This is a genomic window from Klebsiella sp. 141162 (genome assembly GCF_050600755.1).
GTDB lineage: Bacteria > Pseudomonadota > Gammaproteobacteria > Enterobacterales > Enterobacteriaceae > Klebsiella > Klebsiella aerogenes.
In genome coordinates, this window is sequence record NZ_JAQIRI010000008.1 from 1 (window position 1) to 14,635 (window position 14,635).

General features: G+C 52.9%; 12 protein-coding genes. 3 read left to right on the forward strand and 9 right to left on the reverse strand.

The features are described 5' to 3' along the window. Nucleotides 1–284 precede the first annotated feature (284 nt). The 9 genes from PGR23_RS18860 to bolA all read right to left on the reverse strand — a co-directional run bounded on the left by PGR23_RS18860 (nt 285) and on the right by bolA (nt 10,722). Nucleotides 285–686 (reverse strand): YbgC/FadM family acyl-CoA thioesterase, encoded by a 402-nt coding sequence (locus PGR23_RS18860; protein WP_020079469.1) that lies wholly within the window; start codon nt 684–686, stop codon nt 285–287. Between the two features lie 110 nt (nt 687–796). Next, nucleotides 797–1,162, reverse strand: a complete 366-nt coding sequence (locus tag PGR23_RS18865; protein ID WP_045390835.1) for a helix-hairpin-helix domain-containing protein — start codon at nt 1,160–1,162, stop codon at nt 797–799. A 148-nt stretch (nt 1,163–1,310) separates the two neighbouring features. Further along, entirely contained in the window at nt 1,311–3,185 is a 1,875-nt protein-coding gene (ppiD, locus tag PGR23_RS18870; protein ID WP_045390838.1) for a peptidylprolyl isomerase, read from the reverse strand. A gap of 214 nt (nt 3,186–3,399) precedes the next feature. Further along, entirely contained in the window at nt 3,400–3,672 is a 273-nt protein-coding gene (hupB, locus tag PGR23_RS18875; RefSeq protein ID WP_002444653.1) for a nucleoid-associated protein HU-beta, read from the reverse strand. A gap of 206 nt (nt 3,673–3,878) precedes the next feature. After that, entirely contained in the window at nt 3,879–6,233 is a 2,355-nt protein-coding gene (lon, locus tag PGR23_RS18880) for an endopeptidase La (RefSeq protein WP_015367948.1), read from the reverse strand. A 183-nt stretch (nt 6,234–6,416) separates the two neighbouring features. Beyond that, nucleotides 6,417–7,691 carry an ATP-dependent protease ATP-binding subunit ClpX gene (gene clpX / locus PGR23_RS18885; RefSeq protein ID WP_015704591.1) on the reverse strand — a complete coding sequence of 425 codons (1,275 nt, stop codon included), beginning with the start codon at nt 7,689–7,691 and terminating at the stop codon, nt 6,417–6,419. 134 nt (nt 7,692–7,825) lie between these two features. Continuing rightward, nucleotides 7,826–8,449 (reverse strand): ATP-dependent Clp endopeptidase proteolytic subunit ClpP, encoded by a 624-nt coding sequence (gene clpP, locus PGR23_RS18890; protein ID WP_003021624.1) that lies wholly within the window; start codon nt 8,447–8,449, stop codon nt 7,826–7,828. A gap of 311 nt (nt 8,450–8,760) precedes the next feature. Continuing rightward, nucleotides 8,761–10,059, reverse strand: coding sequence for a trigger factor (gene tig / locus PGR23_RS18895; protein ID WP_015367952.1), 1,299 nt, complete (start codon nt 10,057–10,059; stop codon nt 8,761–8,763). Between the two features lie 345 nt (nt 10,060–10,404). Beyond that, on the reverse strand, nt 10,405–10,722 hold the full coding sequence (gene bolA / locus PGR23_RS18900; protein WP_015367954.1) for a transcriptional regulator BolA: 318 nt from the start codon (nt 10,720–10,722) through the stop codon (nt 10,405–10,407). A 381-nt stretch (nt 10,723–11,103) separates the two neighbouring features. Here bolA and PGR23_RS18905 point away from each other — a divergent pair, with 381 nt between their 5' ends. The 3 genes from PGR23_RS18905 (at nt 11,104) to cyoA (ending at nt 14,627) form a co-directional block, all read left to right on the forward strand. Beyond that, complete coding sequence (locus tag PGR23_RS18905; RefSeq protein WP_045390841.1) at nt 11,104–11,682, forward strand: lipoprotein; 579 nt, start codon at nt 11,104–11,106, stop codon at nt 11,680–11,682. A gap of 44 nt (nt 11,683–11,726) precedes the next feature. Further along, a complete protein-coding gene (ampG, locus tag PGR23_RS18910) occupies nt 11,727–13,202 on the forward strand; it encodes a muropeptide MFS transporter AmpG (protein ID WP_045390843.1) in 1,476 nt (491 codons plus the stop codon). Between the two features lie 480 nt (nt 13,203–13,682). Beyond that, nucleotides 13,683–14,627, forward strand: a complete 945-nt coding sequence (gene cyoA / locus PGR23_RS18915) for a cytochrome o ubiquinol oxidase subunit II (protein ID WP_015704588.1) — start codon at nt 13,683–13,685, stop codon at nt 14,625–14,627. Nucleotides 14,628–14,635 lie beyond the last annotated feature (8 nt).

The following is a 14,635-nucleotide window of genomic DNA, read 5'->3' on the forward strand; positions in this document are numbered from 1 at the left end:
CTCCCCGGTGGCGCTTCGCTTACCGGGGCTACGGGTTCACCGCGTCCCACCAGCCGGTAGCCCGGAAAAGGCGCGTCAGGCGCCGCCTCCGGGAAACAATTGGCACGAAGCCTGAGTTCAACCTCCCCGGTGGCGCTTCGCTTACCGGGGCTACGGATTCACCGCATTCCACCAGCCGGTAGCCCGGAAAAGACGCGTCAGGCGCCGCCTGCGGGAATCGATTGGCACGAAGCCTGAGTTCAACCTCACCTACAGGTTCACCGCTCTCCGCGGTCCGGCTGTTGTTAGCGTAAATTCATCTGGTCGAGCTTTTCGCGCAATTCCCCTTCCAGCGGCTGCGCCTTCTGCGTTTTCAGATCAATGCAAACAAAGGTAATCAGCGCATCGGCCACCACTTCACCGTTAGGATTAAGGGTCACCACCTGACTTAAGGTGCCGCTTTTACCGTTCAACTGCTCCAGCTTACTGGTCACGGTAAGTACATCCCCGAGTACCGCCGGGCGGCGATAATTGATATTGATATTGACCACTACAAAAGCGATGTTATGGCTGGTCATCCAGTGAAACGCCGGGCTACTCTCCAGCCCATCCCAGCGCGCCTCTTCGAGAAACTCCAGATAACGAGCATTGTTAACGTGCTGGTAAACGTCCAGATGATAACCGCGAACTTTAATTTGAGTCTGCATAGCGCACATGCCTTACTATTATTGTTGTTAATCAGGTAAGAGGTCACACCAGATGGCGTAACCTCTTTAGCATGGCAAAGATTTACCACTGTGCAAACCAGCGGGTGAAATTAGAGCGTCAGATGTGACAGATTTCTCTCTACCAGCGAACTGCCCATCCCCGGAACCTGTTTAAGATCGTCGAGAGTCTTAAACGGCCCATACTCTTCGCGGTAGCTGACGATTGCCTGCGCTTTCTTGAGCCCAACGCCGTTCATGGCCTGTGCGAGCTCCTCCGCGCTGGCATTATTGATGCTGACCCGCGCGCCGACGTTATCGGTCGTTTTTCCTTCCTCCGGCATTTTCGTCTGCGGCGCCTGAATAGTCTCTTTTGCCGATGCCGCCTTGCCGCTCGCCGATGCCGCCAGCGCCCCCTGAGAACCCGCCGTACAAGCCAGCAACACGGCGACAATAACCATTTTCATTCCTCTGTTCATGCTGTTATCTCCTTGTTTGTAGACAGCAAGGTCACGATAGCGGCTGCGAAAACGGAGTACAAAAGGCAGATTGCGGAAATGGAAAAGGCCGCGAAAGCGGCCTTTGAGTATTGCATCGCGTTACCTCGTTTTGCGAGGCGGCGCGAAATTATTGCTGCTGGTCGACGAGGTCGCCAAGCTTGATTTTGGCGTCTTTACGCAGGTTGCTCATCAGCGCTTCGAATGCGATTTGCGCATTATTCTGGGTAATACCCTGCACCATCGCTTTCTTCTGCTCTTCTGGCATAGAACCCGCTTTCACTTCATCAAGCGCCAACAATACTACGTTGCCTTTGGCATCGTTGCCCACGCCGTAGCTCGCTTTATCTTTCTGCGGCAGCGGCAGGGAGAAGGCTGCCTGGCTCAGCGGATCCTGGCCGGTACGGGACAGCGTCTGCGCCGCGCCGAAGCTCAGGCCGGCGGCTTTCATCGCTTCATCGCCTTTGCCCGCTTTCAGGTCGGCCAACAGTTTATCGGCATCCAGTTTCGCCTGCTGTTCCGCTTTGTTGCGCTTCACGATATCAGTCACCTGCGCTTTCACTTCCGCCAGCGGTTTAACGCTTTCCGCTTTGTGCTCGCTAATACGCAGGACAAAGGCGCGATCGCCGTCAACGGTAATGATGTCGGAGTTATTACCCGGCGCGCCGTTTTCACCCACCAGACCGCCATTAAAGATAGCATCGGCAACCGGCTTGAAGTTCAGCTCTTCCGGTAAGTTGTTACGACCGAACCAGCCGGTCTCAACCACTTTCAGGCCGGCGACCTGCGCGGCCCCCGCCAGGGATTCGTTATCGTTGCTGGCCGCATCGCTAACCTTCTGCTGTAGCGCGTAGTAAGCATCCAGCGCTTTTTCCTGCTTCACTTTCGCCGCGATGTCGTTACGCACGTCGGCCAGCGGTTTGACCTGCGCCGGCTGAACATCGTCCAGGCGCGCCACCAGGAAACCTACAGAAGATTTAATCACCCCGGAAAGCTGGCCTTTGTCTTTCAGGCCGGCATCTTTCAGCTCAGGCACGGTGGAAGCCTCTTCCATCCAGCCCATATCGCCGCCGTTACGCGCGGAGATGATGTCGGTCGATTTCTCTTTTGCCAGCGTGGCGAAGTCGGCGCCTTTTTGCAGTTCGGCCAGTACCGCTTTCGCATCAGCTTCAGTTTTAGTCTGAATCACGCTGTAGCGATTACGCTGCGGCTGAGTGAATTGATCTTTATGCTGGTCGTACCATGACTGAATTTCTTCGTCAGAGGCGTTTTCCTGCATGCTGGCGGCATCCATCTTGATGTAGCTCACGCGGAACTGCTCCGGCGCCATAAAACGGGCCTGGTTCTGCTGCCAGAAGGCGTTAATCTCTTCATCGCTAACGGTCTGTTTCGCCGCCAGAGCGTTAACATCGATAGTCGCTTCACGAACCACGCGCTGCTGGGAGACCAGCGCCGCCAGTTGATCGGACTCGCCCGGCAACATGAAATCGGTACCGGCTACCGCGTTGATCAGCTGCTGAGTGGTCAGCTGATTACGCAGCGCTTGCGCGTATTGATCGGTGGTCATGCCCATTTGATTCACGATACCGGTGAAACGTTCGTTATCAAACTTGCCGTTTGACTGGAAGGCCTGGGTCTGGAAGATGGCCTGTTTCACCTGGTCGTCACTGATGCTAAGGCCCAGTTGACGAGCATACTGGTCCAGCAGCGATTCGTCGATCAGGCGGTTCAACACCTGCTGACGCATGGTCTTCATGTAGTTTTCGTTGGCCGCCAGTTCGGAGAACTGATCGCCTAGCTGCTGCTGCATGCGGTTACGCTCGCTGGCAACGGCATTTTCAAACTGCGCGCGGCCAATCTCCTGACCATTCACTTTTGCGGCATAGTTGTTGCCGCCGCCAATCAGGTAACCACTCACCCCGGTCAAAATGAACGAGACGATAATGATACCGAAAATAATCTTGAGCACGACGCTGTTGGCGGCCGTGCGTAGGTTGTCCATCATGGTGTAACAACGCTCCGCTGTAGATGACTTTTGCTCGCGCAGCATAGCACGTGATGGCTGCCGCGCGTGAGGACGTATTTTGACAAGAAAACGGGGCAATTGTCAGCCCACAAGTGCGCATAAACACACATAAAGTCGCGTTCTGGACAAATAAAAAAGGCACATCTCGCGATGCGCCCTTGTACTTCGTCACATTCCCTGACGGGAGAGCCGATTAGTTTACCGCGTCTTTCAGCGCTTTACCTGCACGGAAGCCCGGTACTTTAGCGGCAGCAATGGTAATTTCTTTACCTGTTTGTGGGTTGCGACCAGTACGGGCAGCACGCTCTTTAACAGCAAAAGTACCGAACCCTACCAGCGCAACGTCATCCCCAGCTTGCAGAGATTCAGTAACAGAAGCGATCAAAGCATCTAACGCACGTCCAGCTGCAGCTTTAGAAATGTCCGCACCCGCAGCAATTTTGTCAATCAGTTGAGATTTATTCACTGTTCTCTTCCTCTCTTTATAATTTATATCGCACCAGAATCCTTCATGGCGCGACCGCGCAGCAGTTATATCAGGACTGTCATGCCCTTACAACAGAGTTGTCGATGACCCCTGCCAGCGATCTAAGTTAGCTACACAAAAAAAGGCTGGCAAGTACGAATTTACTTACCAGCCCCACTTTTCTTAACGCTATTTGCGCGATATCACTATTTTGCGCTTACAACCTGCATGCCAAACGGTTCATTTTGCAGAGCAAGTGTCAGAACTTCCTCGATTCGCTGTACCGGATGGATATCCAAATCGGCGATAACGTTTTCCGGAATTTCTTCAAGGTCACGCTTGTTTTCGTAAGGAATCAGAACAGTCTTAATGCCCCCACGATGCGCCGCCAGCAGTTTTTCCTTCAGACCGCCGATCGGCAGCACCTGGCCGCGCAGGGTGATTTCCCCTGTCATCGCCACATCGGCGCGTACCGGGTTACCGGTCAGACAAGAAACCAACGCGGTGCACATCGCCGTACCGGCGCTCGGACCATCTTTTGGCGTTGCCCCTTCCGGTACGTGCACGTGAATATCGCGTTTTTCGTAGAAGTCCGGATTGATACCGAGCTTCTCAGCACGCGCGCGCACCACGGTCAGCGCAGCCTGAATCGACTCCTGCATGACTTCGCCAAGTGAACCGGTATAGGTTAACTTACCTTTGCCCGGAACGCAGGCGGTTTCGATGGTCAGCAGATCGCCGCCCACTTCCGTCCACGCCAGACCGGTCACCTGACCTACGCGGTTTTCACTATCCGCACGGCCATAGTCAAAGCGCTGCACGCCAAGATAATCATGCAGATTTTCACCGTTAATCTCGATGTGTTTCAGCGATTTATCCAGCAACAGCTGTTTAACGGCCTTACGACACAGTTTGGAGATTTCACGCTCCAGGCTACGAACGCCCGCTTCACGGGTGTAGTAACGAATAATGCCGATAATGGCGCTATCGTCGACCGTCAGCTCGCCTTTTTTCAGCGCGTTGCGTTCGATCTGCTTCGGCAGCAGGTGGCGCTTAGCAATGTTCAGTTTTTCATCTTCGGTATAACCGGAGAGACGAATGACTTCCATACGGTCCAACAGCGGAGCCGGAATATTCATGGAGTTGGAGGTCGCCACGAACATGACGTCGCTGAGATCGTAGTCCACTTCCAGATAGTGGTCGTTAAAGGCCACGTTCTGTTCCGGGTCCAGTACTTCCAGCAACGCTGAGGCCGGATCGCCACGCATGTCGGAGGACATTTTGTCGATCTCATCCAGCAGGAACAGCGGGTTTTTCACCCCGACTTTCGCCATTTTCTGGATCAGTTTACCCGGCATGGAGCCAATATAGGTACGGCGGTGACCACGGATTTCCGCTTCATCACGCACGCCGCCCAACGCCATGCGCACGTACTTACGCCCGGTGGCTTTGGCAATAGATTGACCCAGCGAGGTTTTACCTACCCCCGGCGGTCCAACCAGGCACAGGATCGGCCCTTTCAGCTTGTTAACGCGACTCTGCACCGCAAGATACTCAAGGATGCGGTCCTTGACTCGTTCCAGACCATAGTGGTCGGTATCGAGGATCTCCTGCGCCTGACGCAGATCTTTTTTGACCTTGCTGCGAGCATTCCACGGCACCTGCACCATCCAGTCGATGTAGCCGCGCACGACGGTGGCTTCCGCCGACATCGGGGACATCATCTTCAGCTTTTGCAGTTCCGCTTCGGTTTTTTCTTTCGCCTCTTTCGGCATCTTCGCCGCGTCGATCTTACGCTTCAGCGCTTCGTTTTCGTCCGGGGCGTCATCCATCTCGCCGAGCTCTTTCTGGATGGCTTTCATTTGCTCATTCAGATAATACTCACGCTGAGATTTTTCCATCTGCTTTTTCACGCGGTTGCGAATGCGTTTCTCAACCTGCAGCAGATCGATTTCAGATTCCATCATCGCCATCAGATATTCCAGACGTTCGTTCACGTCGGACATCTCCAGCACGGACTGTTTGTCCGCCAGCTTAAGCGGCATATGCGCAGCGATGGTATCCGCCAGACGTGCGGGATCGTCGATGCTATTCAGCGACGTCAGCACTTCCGGTGGGATTTTTTTGTTCAGCTTGATGTAGCCTTCAAACTGGCTGATAGCCGTACGCACCAGCACTTCCTGCTCACGCTCTTCAATGACCGGAGAAGCAAGGTACTCTGCTTTGGCGGAGAAGTGTTCGCCGTTATCGGACAGCGCAGTAATACGCGCACGCTGCAAGCCTTCCACCAGCACTTTCACGGTGCCATCAGGCAGCTTCAGCATTTGCAAAATTGACGCCACGGTCCCGACGGTGAAAAGATCGTTTACACCCGGCTCATCCGTCGACGCTTCTTTCTGTGCGACCAGCATGATTTTTTTATCATGGTCCATGGCCGCTTCCAGACAACGGATAGATTTTTCCCGCCCTACAAACAGGGGTATGACCATGTGCGGATAAACCACCACATCGCGCAACGGCAATACGGGGATTTCAATGCGTTCAGAACGCTCAGGATTCATAGAGCTCTCTCTTAGTTTAAAGTCCGCCAGGTAGCCGACGACACCTTCATTAACGCGTCGCCGTTAATATGTAATCCAGTATATGGGGATGTATTCCATACATTCAACGGCGGGAACACAGGAAAAATAAAAGGGGGGATAAAATCCCCCCTTTTTGCTTAACTGCTTGTGTCGATTGGCGAATTATTCGCCAGATGCCTGCTGCGCTTCCGGCTTGCCGTAGATCAGCAGCGGTTTGCTCTGACCTTCGATTACCGACTCGTCAATCACCACTTTTTCGACATCTTCCATGGAAGGCAGATCGTACATGGTGTCGAGCAGCGCGGCTTCAACGATTGAACGCAGGCCGCGGGCGCCGGTTTTACGCGCCATCGCTTTCTTCGCGATCGCATCCAACGCTTCATCACGGAATTCCAGCTCCGCGCCTTCGAGGCCAAACAGCGCCTGATACTGCTTAGTCAGGGCGTTTTTCGGCTCTTTCAGGATCTGAATCAGCGCTTCTTCACTCAGTTCATTCAGCGTCGCAACAACCGGCAGACGGCCGATAAATTCCGGGATCAGACCAAACTTGATCAGATCTTCCGGCTCGACCTGCGCCAGTAGTTCACCTTCGCTGGCTTTGTCAGATTTCGCTTTAACCGTCGCGCCAAAACCAATGCCGGAACCGGTTTCTACGCGGTGGGAAATCACTTTGTCCAGGCCGGCGAACGCGCCACCGCAGATAAACAGAATCTTGGAGGTATCAACCTGCAGGAACTCCTGCTGCGGATGTTTACGTCCGCCCTGCGGCGGAACAGCGGCTACGGTGCCTTCGATGAGCTTCAACAGCGCCTGCTGAACGCCTTCGCCGGACACGTCGCGGGTAATCGACGGGTTATCCGATTTACGGGAAATTTTGTCGATTTCATCGATGTACACGATGCCGCGCTGCGCTTTCTGCACGTCGTAATCGCATTTCTGCAGCAGCTTCTGAATGATGTTTTCTACGTCTTCACCCACGTAACCCGCTTCGGTCAGGGTGGTGGCATCGGCCATGGTAAACGGAACATCCAACAGACGCGCCAGCGTTTCCGCCAACAGCGTTTTACCGGAACCGGTCGGCCCGATCAGCAGAATGTTGCTTTTACCCAGTTCTACGCCGTTGCTGGTATCGCCGTTACGCAGACGTTTGTAGTGGTTGTATACCGCCACTGCCAGCACTTTTTTCGCCTGTTCCTGGCCGATAACATAATCGTCCAGGTGATGGCGAATTTCGTGCGGCGTCGGCAGCGCGCTGCGCTCACGATGCGGAGCGACTTCTTTAATCTCTTCGCGAATGATGTCGTTACATAAATCAACGCATTCGTCGCAGATATACACGGACGGCCCGGCGATCAGCTTACGCACTTCATGCTGGCTTTTGCCGCAAAAAGAGCAGTACAACAGTTTGCCCGAACCATCTTTGCGTTTATCTGTCATGAGTCCAAACCTCTTCTTAAGTTCTTTGTGCCGCAGATGACGACGCAAATGCCATTCTCAGGCGCAAGTCGCGGTGACGCGTTGTGCCGCCCAGTTGTTAAAACAAGTATAGCGGCACCCTTACGCCACGGGCATCAATTACGATGGGTCAAGATGGAATCGACCAGTCCGTATTCCACCGCTTCCGACGCCGACAGGAAGCGATCGCGCTCGGTATCACGCTCGATCTGCTCAAGGGATTGACCCGTATGATGCGCCATCAGTTCATTCATGCGCCCTTTCACTTTCAGAATTTCACGGGCGTGGATTTCGATGTCCGTCGCCTGACCCTGATAGCCGCCCAGCGGCTGGTGAATCATCACGCGGGAGTTCGGCAGGCAGAAACGCTTGCCTTTCGCCCCAGCGGTCAGCAGGAAGGCCCCCATTGAAGCCGCCTGCCCCATACAGATAGTGCTGACATCCGGCTTGATGAACTGCATGGTGTCGTAAATTGACATCCCGGCGGTGATCACGCCGCCCGGAGAGTTAATGTACAGGTAAATATCTTTTTCTGGATTTTCCGCTTCCAGAAACAGCATCTGCGCCACGATCAGATTAGCCATGTGGTCTTCCACCTGGCCGGTCAGGAAAATAACGCGTTCCTTGAGCAGACGGGAATAGATATCAAAAGAACGTTCACCGCGTGAGGTCTGTTCAATGACCATCGGCACCAGGGCCATATGGGGTGCAAAGTTATCTCGTTCGCCACTGTATGACATTTCCGTCTCCTGGATTAATTTTGAAAAAACCTGCTGCACTGATTGTAACCTTATGGACGGATTATCAGCCAGAGTTTCTATCCGCAGGGCACTGATACGTTGAGCTGGTCATTATTTCTGACGCTGCGGATGCAGATACGTCACCCGGTTATGGGGATGGCGCAGCCATAATTCAAGCATAACAACCTTTTGGAGTAACGCTATCACTGAAAATGTGTTTTAGCACTCATCCTAAGCCTATCATTGCAATAAAAAAACCCGCAGCCTTTCGGCAACGGGTTTTTGCGCGAACTTTAAACAGCCCGGCGAAATTACGCCTGCTGGTTCATCAGTTCGTTGAAGGAAGTGGCTTTTTCAGACACTTTAGCTTTCGCCAGCACGGCTTCAACAGCCTGCTCTTCCAGCGCGACGTTGCGCATGTTGTCCATCAGCTCTTTGTTCTTGCTGTAGAACTCAACCACTTCTGACGGATCTTCGTATGCGGAAGCCATCTCTTCGATCAGGCCTTTCACGCGCTCTTCGTCAGCTTTCAGCTCGTTGGTGCGAATCACTTCGCCCAGCAGCAGGCCAACAACTACGCGACGTTTAGCCTGCTCTTCGAACAGTTCGCGAGGTAGTTCCAGAGCCTGTTTCTCGTTACCGCCGAAACGCTGAGCAGCCTGACGACGCAGTACGTCGATTTCGCTGTCGATCAGGGCAGCAGGAACGTCGATGTCGTTCGCTTTCACCAGGCCTTCAATAGCCTGAGATTTAACGCGGTTACGCACGGCGCCTTTCAGCTCACGTTCCATGTTTTTACGCACTTCCGCGCGCAGACCTTCTACGGAACCATCTTCAACGCCGAAACGTTTGATGAATTCTGCAGTCAGTTCCGGCAGTTCGCGTTCTTCAACTTTTTTCAGGTTGATAACGAACTTAGCGGCTTTACCTTTCAGGTTTTCAGCGTGGTACTCTTCCGGGAAGGTCACGTCGATGGTGAATTCTTCGCCAGCTTTGTGGCCTTTAATACCGTCTTCGAAGCCCGGGATCATACGGCCCTGGCCCATCGCCAGTACGAAGTCAGACGCTTTACCGCCTTCGAACTCTTCGCCGTCTACGGAACCGGTGAAGTCGATGGTAACGCGATCTTCAGCGTCAACGGCGCCTTCTTTTTCTTTCCAGTTCGCCTGCTGCTTACGCAGGGTGTCGAGCATGCCGTCAACGTCAGCGTCGGTAACTTCAACAACCGGTTTTTCAACTTCGATTGCGTCCAGACCTTTCAGCTCAACTTCCGGATACACTTCGAACTCTACCGCGTAGGTGAAGTCTTCGCCCAGCTTGTATTCGCCCGGAACGTAGTTCGGCGCGCCGGCCGGATTAATTTTCTCTTTGATGATCGCGTCAACGAAATGACGGCTCATCAGGTCGCCCAGCACGTCCTGGCGAACGGAAGCGCCATAACGCTGAGCAACAACATTCATCGGCACTTTGCCTTTACGGAAGCCGTCAATGCGAACTTTTTTCGCTACGTTGACCAGCTCGCTTTTGACAGCATTCTCGATGCTGTCAGCGGCGATAGTAATCGTTACACGGCGCCCAAGGCCCTGAGTGGTTTCAACTGAAACTTGCATCTTGTTACCTCAAAAAAATCACAGTGCTCGGTCAACTCTGGAAGCGCGTGTAGGTGGCTTCGCAGAACCGGGATGCCCTCTTCAAATCAGAAACACATTCCCTGTCGTCAGAATCATCCCGAAGACATTCATATATAAGACGCGGCATTATAGCGGCATCACTTTTGTGAGTCGAGAACGGTTGTCGCCTACTGCTGCGGCGTTTTTCACATTTCCCGCTCAAATTTGTCTGCAAAAGCGCGAACTTTGCGCATTTTCCAGGCAAAAGAAAACGGCCCGCAGGCCGTTTTTGCTAAATCTTCACGCAACATACTGGAAAAGCGCCAGCGGTTGCAAATGTGATTTTTACGCGATGCTCCCCGCTCCGCGGCATGGCGGAGAGGCAAAGACGGTATCCTGTAGCCCTTCCCACTCTTTAATCGTGTAAGTATGCAGCGCCAGCGCGTGCACGGTGCTTGACAGCTCCTCGGTCAACGTACCGTAAATCATACGATGACGATTAAGGAAACGTTCGCCGGTGAAGCGGTCGCTCACCAACACCACTTTAAAATGACTTTCAGAGCCCGCAGGGACGTTGTGCCGATAGCTTTCATCCACGACTTCCAGATACATCGGGTCGAACGCTGCTCTTAGTTTTGCTTCGATCTGCTCACGTATCATCATGAATTTTCTCCTCCGACAACGCTGAGATGCCGCCTTTCCCTTTAAATGTTAGCCGCTTTTACCGCTTCCATTGGCAGAAAACAACAAAAAATTAGCATTCCTCTGATATTTTCACGCAAAAGTATCAGGTTTACTGATGATGAATGCTAAATCTCCCGGCCAAATCGCCACCGGAAATGGGACGAGGTCATAAAACGCACAACACGATGATTTTCCACTCGTAGCCACTTCCCCTCACCGTTGGCGATGTTATGATGGCGGGAATTTTCCTTAAACACCCTAACTACTTCGAGTTGCAGAAAAAAGCGCCCGCGATTCCCCGTAGCGCCTGAAACCTGAATTATGACGGGTATAACAACACCGTGCGTTGAGACCCTGAACATGCTGAAGAAAATTCTATTCCCGTTGGTCGCGATGTTTGTACTCGCAGGATGCGCCACCCCGCCGACGACCATTGAAGTATCGCCGAAAATCACCCTGCCGCAGCAGGATCCGAGCCTGATGGGAGTTACCGTCAGCATAAATGGCGCAGACCAGCGTACCGATCAGGCGCTGGCGAAAGTCACCCGCAACAACCAGTTGGTCACCCTGACCGCCTCTCGCGATCTGCGCTTCCTGCTGCAGGAAGTGCTTGAGAAGCAGATGACCGCGCGTGGCTACATGATTGGTCCGAATGGCGCCGTCGATCTGCAGATCATTGTTAACAAACTATATGCTGACGTCTCGCAGGGCAACGTGCGTTACAACATCGCCACTAAAGCGGATATCGCCATCATCGCCACCGCCGCTAATGGCAACAAGATGACCAAAAACTACCGCTCCAGCTACTCCGTTGAGGGCGCTTTCCAGGCTTCCAACGAGAACATTGCAAACGCGGTTAATAGCGTGCTGACCGATACCATCGCCGATATGGCGCAGGACACCAGCATTCACGACTTCATCAAGCAAAACGCTCGTTAATTAAATAGCAGACCCGGTACTACGCCGGGTCTGCTCTATATGCCATGTCCAATCACTATTTGCGTATTTTTCAGCAGCCCAAATCAGCTATTTTGCTGATCCTTGGCTTTGCTTCTGGTTTACCTCTCGCGCTGACCTCCGGCACGCTGCAAGCGTGGATGACCGTCGAAAATATCGATTTAAAAACTATCGGCTTCTTCTCTCTCGTCGGACAGGCATACGTATTTAAATTTTTGTGGTCGCCATTAATGGACCGCTACACGCCGCCGTTTTTAGGCCGTCGCCGCGGCTGGCTGCTGACGACGCAGATAGCGCTACTCGTCGCCATCGCCGCGATGGGCTTTCTTGAACCCGCAACGCAGTTGCGCTGGATGGCGGCGTTGGCTGTGGTTATCGCTTTTTGCTCCGCCTCGCAGGATATCGTCTTTGATGCCTGGAAAACCGACGTCCTCCCGGCGGAAGAGCGCGGCGCCGGTGCTGCCATCAGCGTGCTCGGCTATCGCCTGGGGATGCTGGTATCCGGAGGGTTAGCGCTCTGGCTGGCCGACCGTTGGCTGGGCTGGCAAGGTATGTACTGGCTGATGGCCGCGTTACTTATTCCATGCATTATCGCCACGCTGTTAGCGCCGGAGCCCAGCGACGTCATTCCGGTGCCCAAATCTCTTGAACAGGCCGTCGCCGCGCCGCTGCGCGATTTCTTCGGTCGCAACAACGCCTGGCTTATCCTGCTGTTAATTGTCCTTTATAAGCTCGGTGATGCCTTCGCCATGAGCCTGACCACCACTTTCCTTATACGCGGCGTCGGTTTTGATGCCGGCGAAGTCGGAATGGTGAATAAAACGTTGGGCCTGTTCGCCACCATCGTCGGCGCACTCTACGGCGGCGTACTGATGCAGCGCCTGACGCTGTTCCGCGCCCTGCTGATCTTTGGCCTGCTGCAGGGAGCCTCCAACGCCGGATACTGGATCCTCTCGGTAACCGATAAACATCTTTATTCGATGGCGGCGGCGGTATTTTTTGAAAACCTGTGCGGCGGGATGGGCACCGCGGCATTTGTCGCGCTGTTAATGACGCTATGCAACAAGTCGTTTTCCGCCACTCAGTTCGCGCTGCTGTCGGCACTGTCGGCGGTGGGTCGCGTTTACGTTGGTCCGATTGCCGGCTGGTTTGTTGAAGCGAACGGCTGGCCGACGTTTTATCTTTTCTCCGTCGTAGCCGCCGTGCCGGGGATTTTGCTCCTGCTTCTGTGTCGGCGTACGCTGGAATATACGCAGCGAACGGAAAGCTTCTTGCCGCGCACGCAATACCCGCAAACTTATGCTCTGGCGCTGGTTATCCTGGCGGTAGGTTGTTTGATGCTGGCGATATGGCTGCTGCTGTTGGCGATGAACGCGCTGGATTACACCTCTTTTTCCTTCCTGCCAGGCCTGCTGGAAGTCGCCGCATTGACCGCTATCGGTGGTATTTTGCTCGGCGCGATTCTGGACTATATGGCGCTACGCAAAACGCAGCTGATTTAATTTTCGCCAAACCGTTAATAGCCGTTTTAATTACCTGAGGTAATTATAACGGCTTATTAGCGATTTTATTTTTCCTGAGAACTGATTTGTTGTTTTGTGCGTTTTAGATTTCTGGAAATTATTGACAATTTTTACGCGATTCTTTAATTAATTTAACCGATTCAGCAGCGTTACTTTATTTTAACGTTTTCTTTATGTCTTTTATTTGATAATTAATTGTTAATTATTTGTGTTATTTTTACGATGTTTATATCCGTATCCCCATAAGCATTCCCTTTCTTATCCCTTTCGTTATAGATCCAGCGTAAATCAGGCTTTGCAAGCAATTACGTCACATTCCGTAACATATGTGACAATCCAAGCAGAACCCGCTAACACAGAACTGACACAGATCCAATCGTGTTTACAGTAATGCAACCTTACCGTAAAATGCCCGTACACTTTAAACGCCACCAGATCCCGTGGAATTGAGGTCGTTCAATGAGACTCAGGAAATACAATAAAAGTTTGGGATGGATGTCATTAATCGCAGGTACTGTATTACTCAGTGGTTGTGATTCTGCACTCCTCGACCCAAAAGGACAGATTGGACTGGAGCAACGCTCTTTGATTCTGACGGCATTCGGCCTGATGATGATTGTCGTTATTCCCGCCGTCTTAATGGCAGTAGGATTTGCCTGGAAGTATCGCGCGAGCAATAAAGATGCGAAGTATAGCCCGAACTGGTCACACTCCAACAAAGTTGAAGCTGTGGTCTGGACGGTTCCTATTCTGATCATCCTGTTCCTGGCCGTTCTGACCTGGAAAACCACTCACGCTCTGGAGCCAAGCAAACCGCTTGTCCACGACGAGAAAGCAATCACCATCGAAGTAGTATCGATGGACTGGAAATGGTTCTTTATTTACCCGGAACAGGGTATCGCTACCGTCAACGAAATCGCCTTCCCGGCGAACGTACCGGTACACTTTAAAGTCACTTCCAACTCCGTGATGAACTCGTTCTTTATTCCGCGCTTAGGTAGCCAGATTTATGCGATGGCCGGGATGCAGACTCAACTGCACCTCATTGCTGATGAAGCAGGCACTTATGACGGTATCTCCGCAAGCTATAGTGGCCCGGGCTTCTCTGGTATGAAGTTCAAGGCTATCGCCACCCCGGATCGTGCAACCTTCGATCAGTGGGTAGCAAAAGCGAAACAGTCCCCGAACTCCATGGACTCCATGGCTGCATTCGACAAAGTGGCTGTGCCTAGCGAAAACAACAAAGTGGAATACTTCTCTAACGTGAAACCGGATTTGTTCAAAGATGTTGTTAACAAATTCATGTCTCACGAGAGCATGAACATGTCTAAACCTGAAGGCGAGCACGCTGCGCACGAAGGGATGGAAGGCATGGACATGAGCCACGCGGAAACCGCTCACTAAGGGGCCGA

Excerpts from the sequence above, each read along its gene's own strand:
- PGR23_RS18860 (WP_020079469.1), bottom strand. The coding sequence starts at position 686 with ATGCAGACTCAAATTAAAGTTCGCGGTTATCATCTGGACGTTTACCAG.
- PGR23_RS18865 (WP_045390835.1), bottom strand. The coding sequence starts at position 1,162 with ATGAACAGAGGAATGAAAATGGTTATTGTCGCCGTGTTGCTGGCTTGT.
- ppiD (WP_045390838.1), bottom strand. The coding sequence starts at position 3,185 with ATGATGGACAACCTACGCACGGCCGCCAACAGCGTCGTGCTCAAGATT.
- lon (WP_015367948.1), bottom strand. The coding sequence starts at position 6,233 with ATGAATCCTGAGCGTTCTGAACGCATTGAAATCCCCGTATTGCCGTTG.
- clpX (WP_015704591.1), bottom strand. The coding sequence starts at position 7,691 with ATGACAGATAAACGCAAAGATGGTTCGGGCAAACTGTTGTACTGCTCT.
- clpP (WP_003021624.1), bottom strand. The coding sequence starts at position 8,449 with ATGTCATACAGTGGCGAACGAGATAACTTTGCACCCCATATGGCCCTG.
- tig (WP_015367952.1), bottom strand. The coding sequence starts at position 10,059 with ATGCAAGTTTCAGTTGAAACCACTCAGGGCCTTGGGCGCCGTGTAACG.
- bolA (WP_015367954.1), bottom strand. The coding sequence starts at position 10,722 with ATGATGATACGTGAGCAGATCGAAGCAAAACTAAGAGCAGCGTTCGAC.
- PGR23_RS18905 (WP_045390841.1), top strand. The coding sequence starts at position 11,104 with ATGCTGAAGAAAATTCTATTCCCGTTGGTCGCGATGTTTGTACTCGCA.
- ampG (WP_045390843.1), top strand. The coding sequence starts at position 11,727 with ATGTCCAATCACTATTTGCGTATTTTTCAGCAGCCCAAATCAGCTATT.
- cyoA (WP_015704588.1), top strand. The coding sequence starts at position 13,683 with ATGAGACTCAGGAAATACAATAAAAGTTTGGGATGGATGTCATTAATC.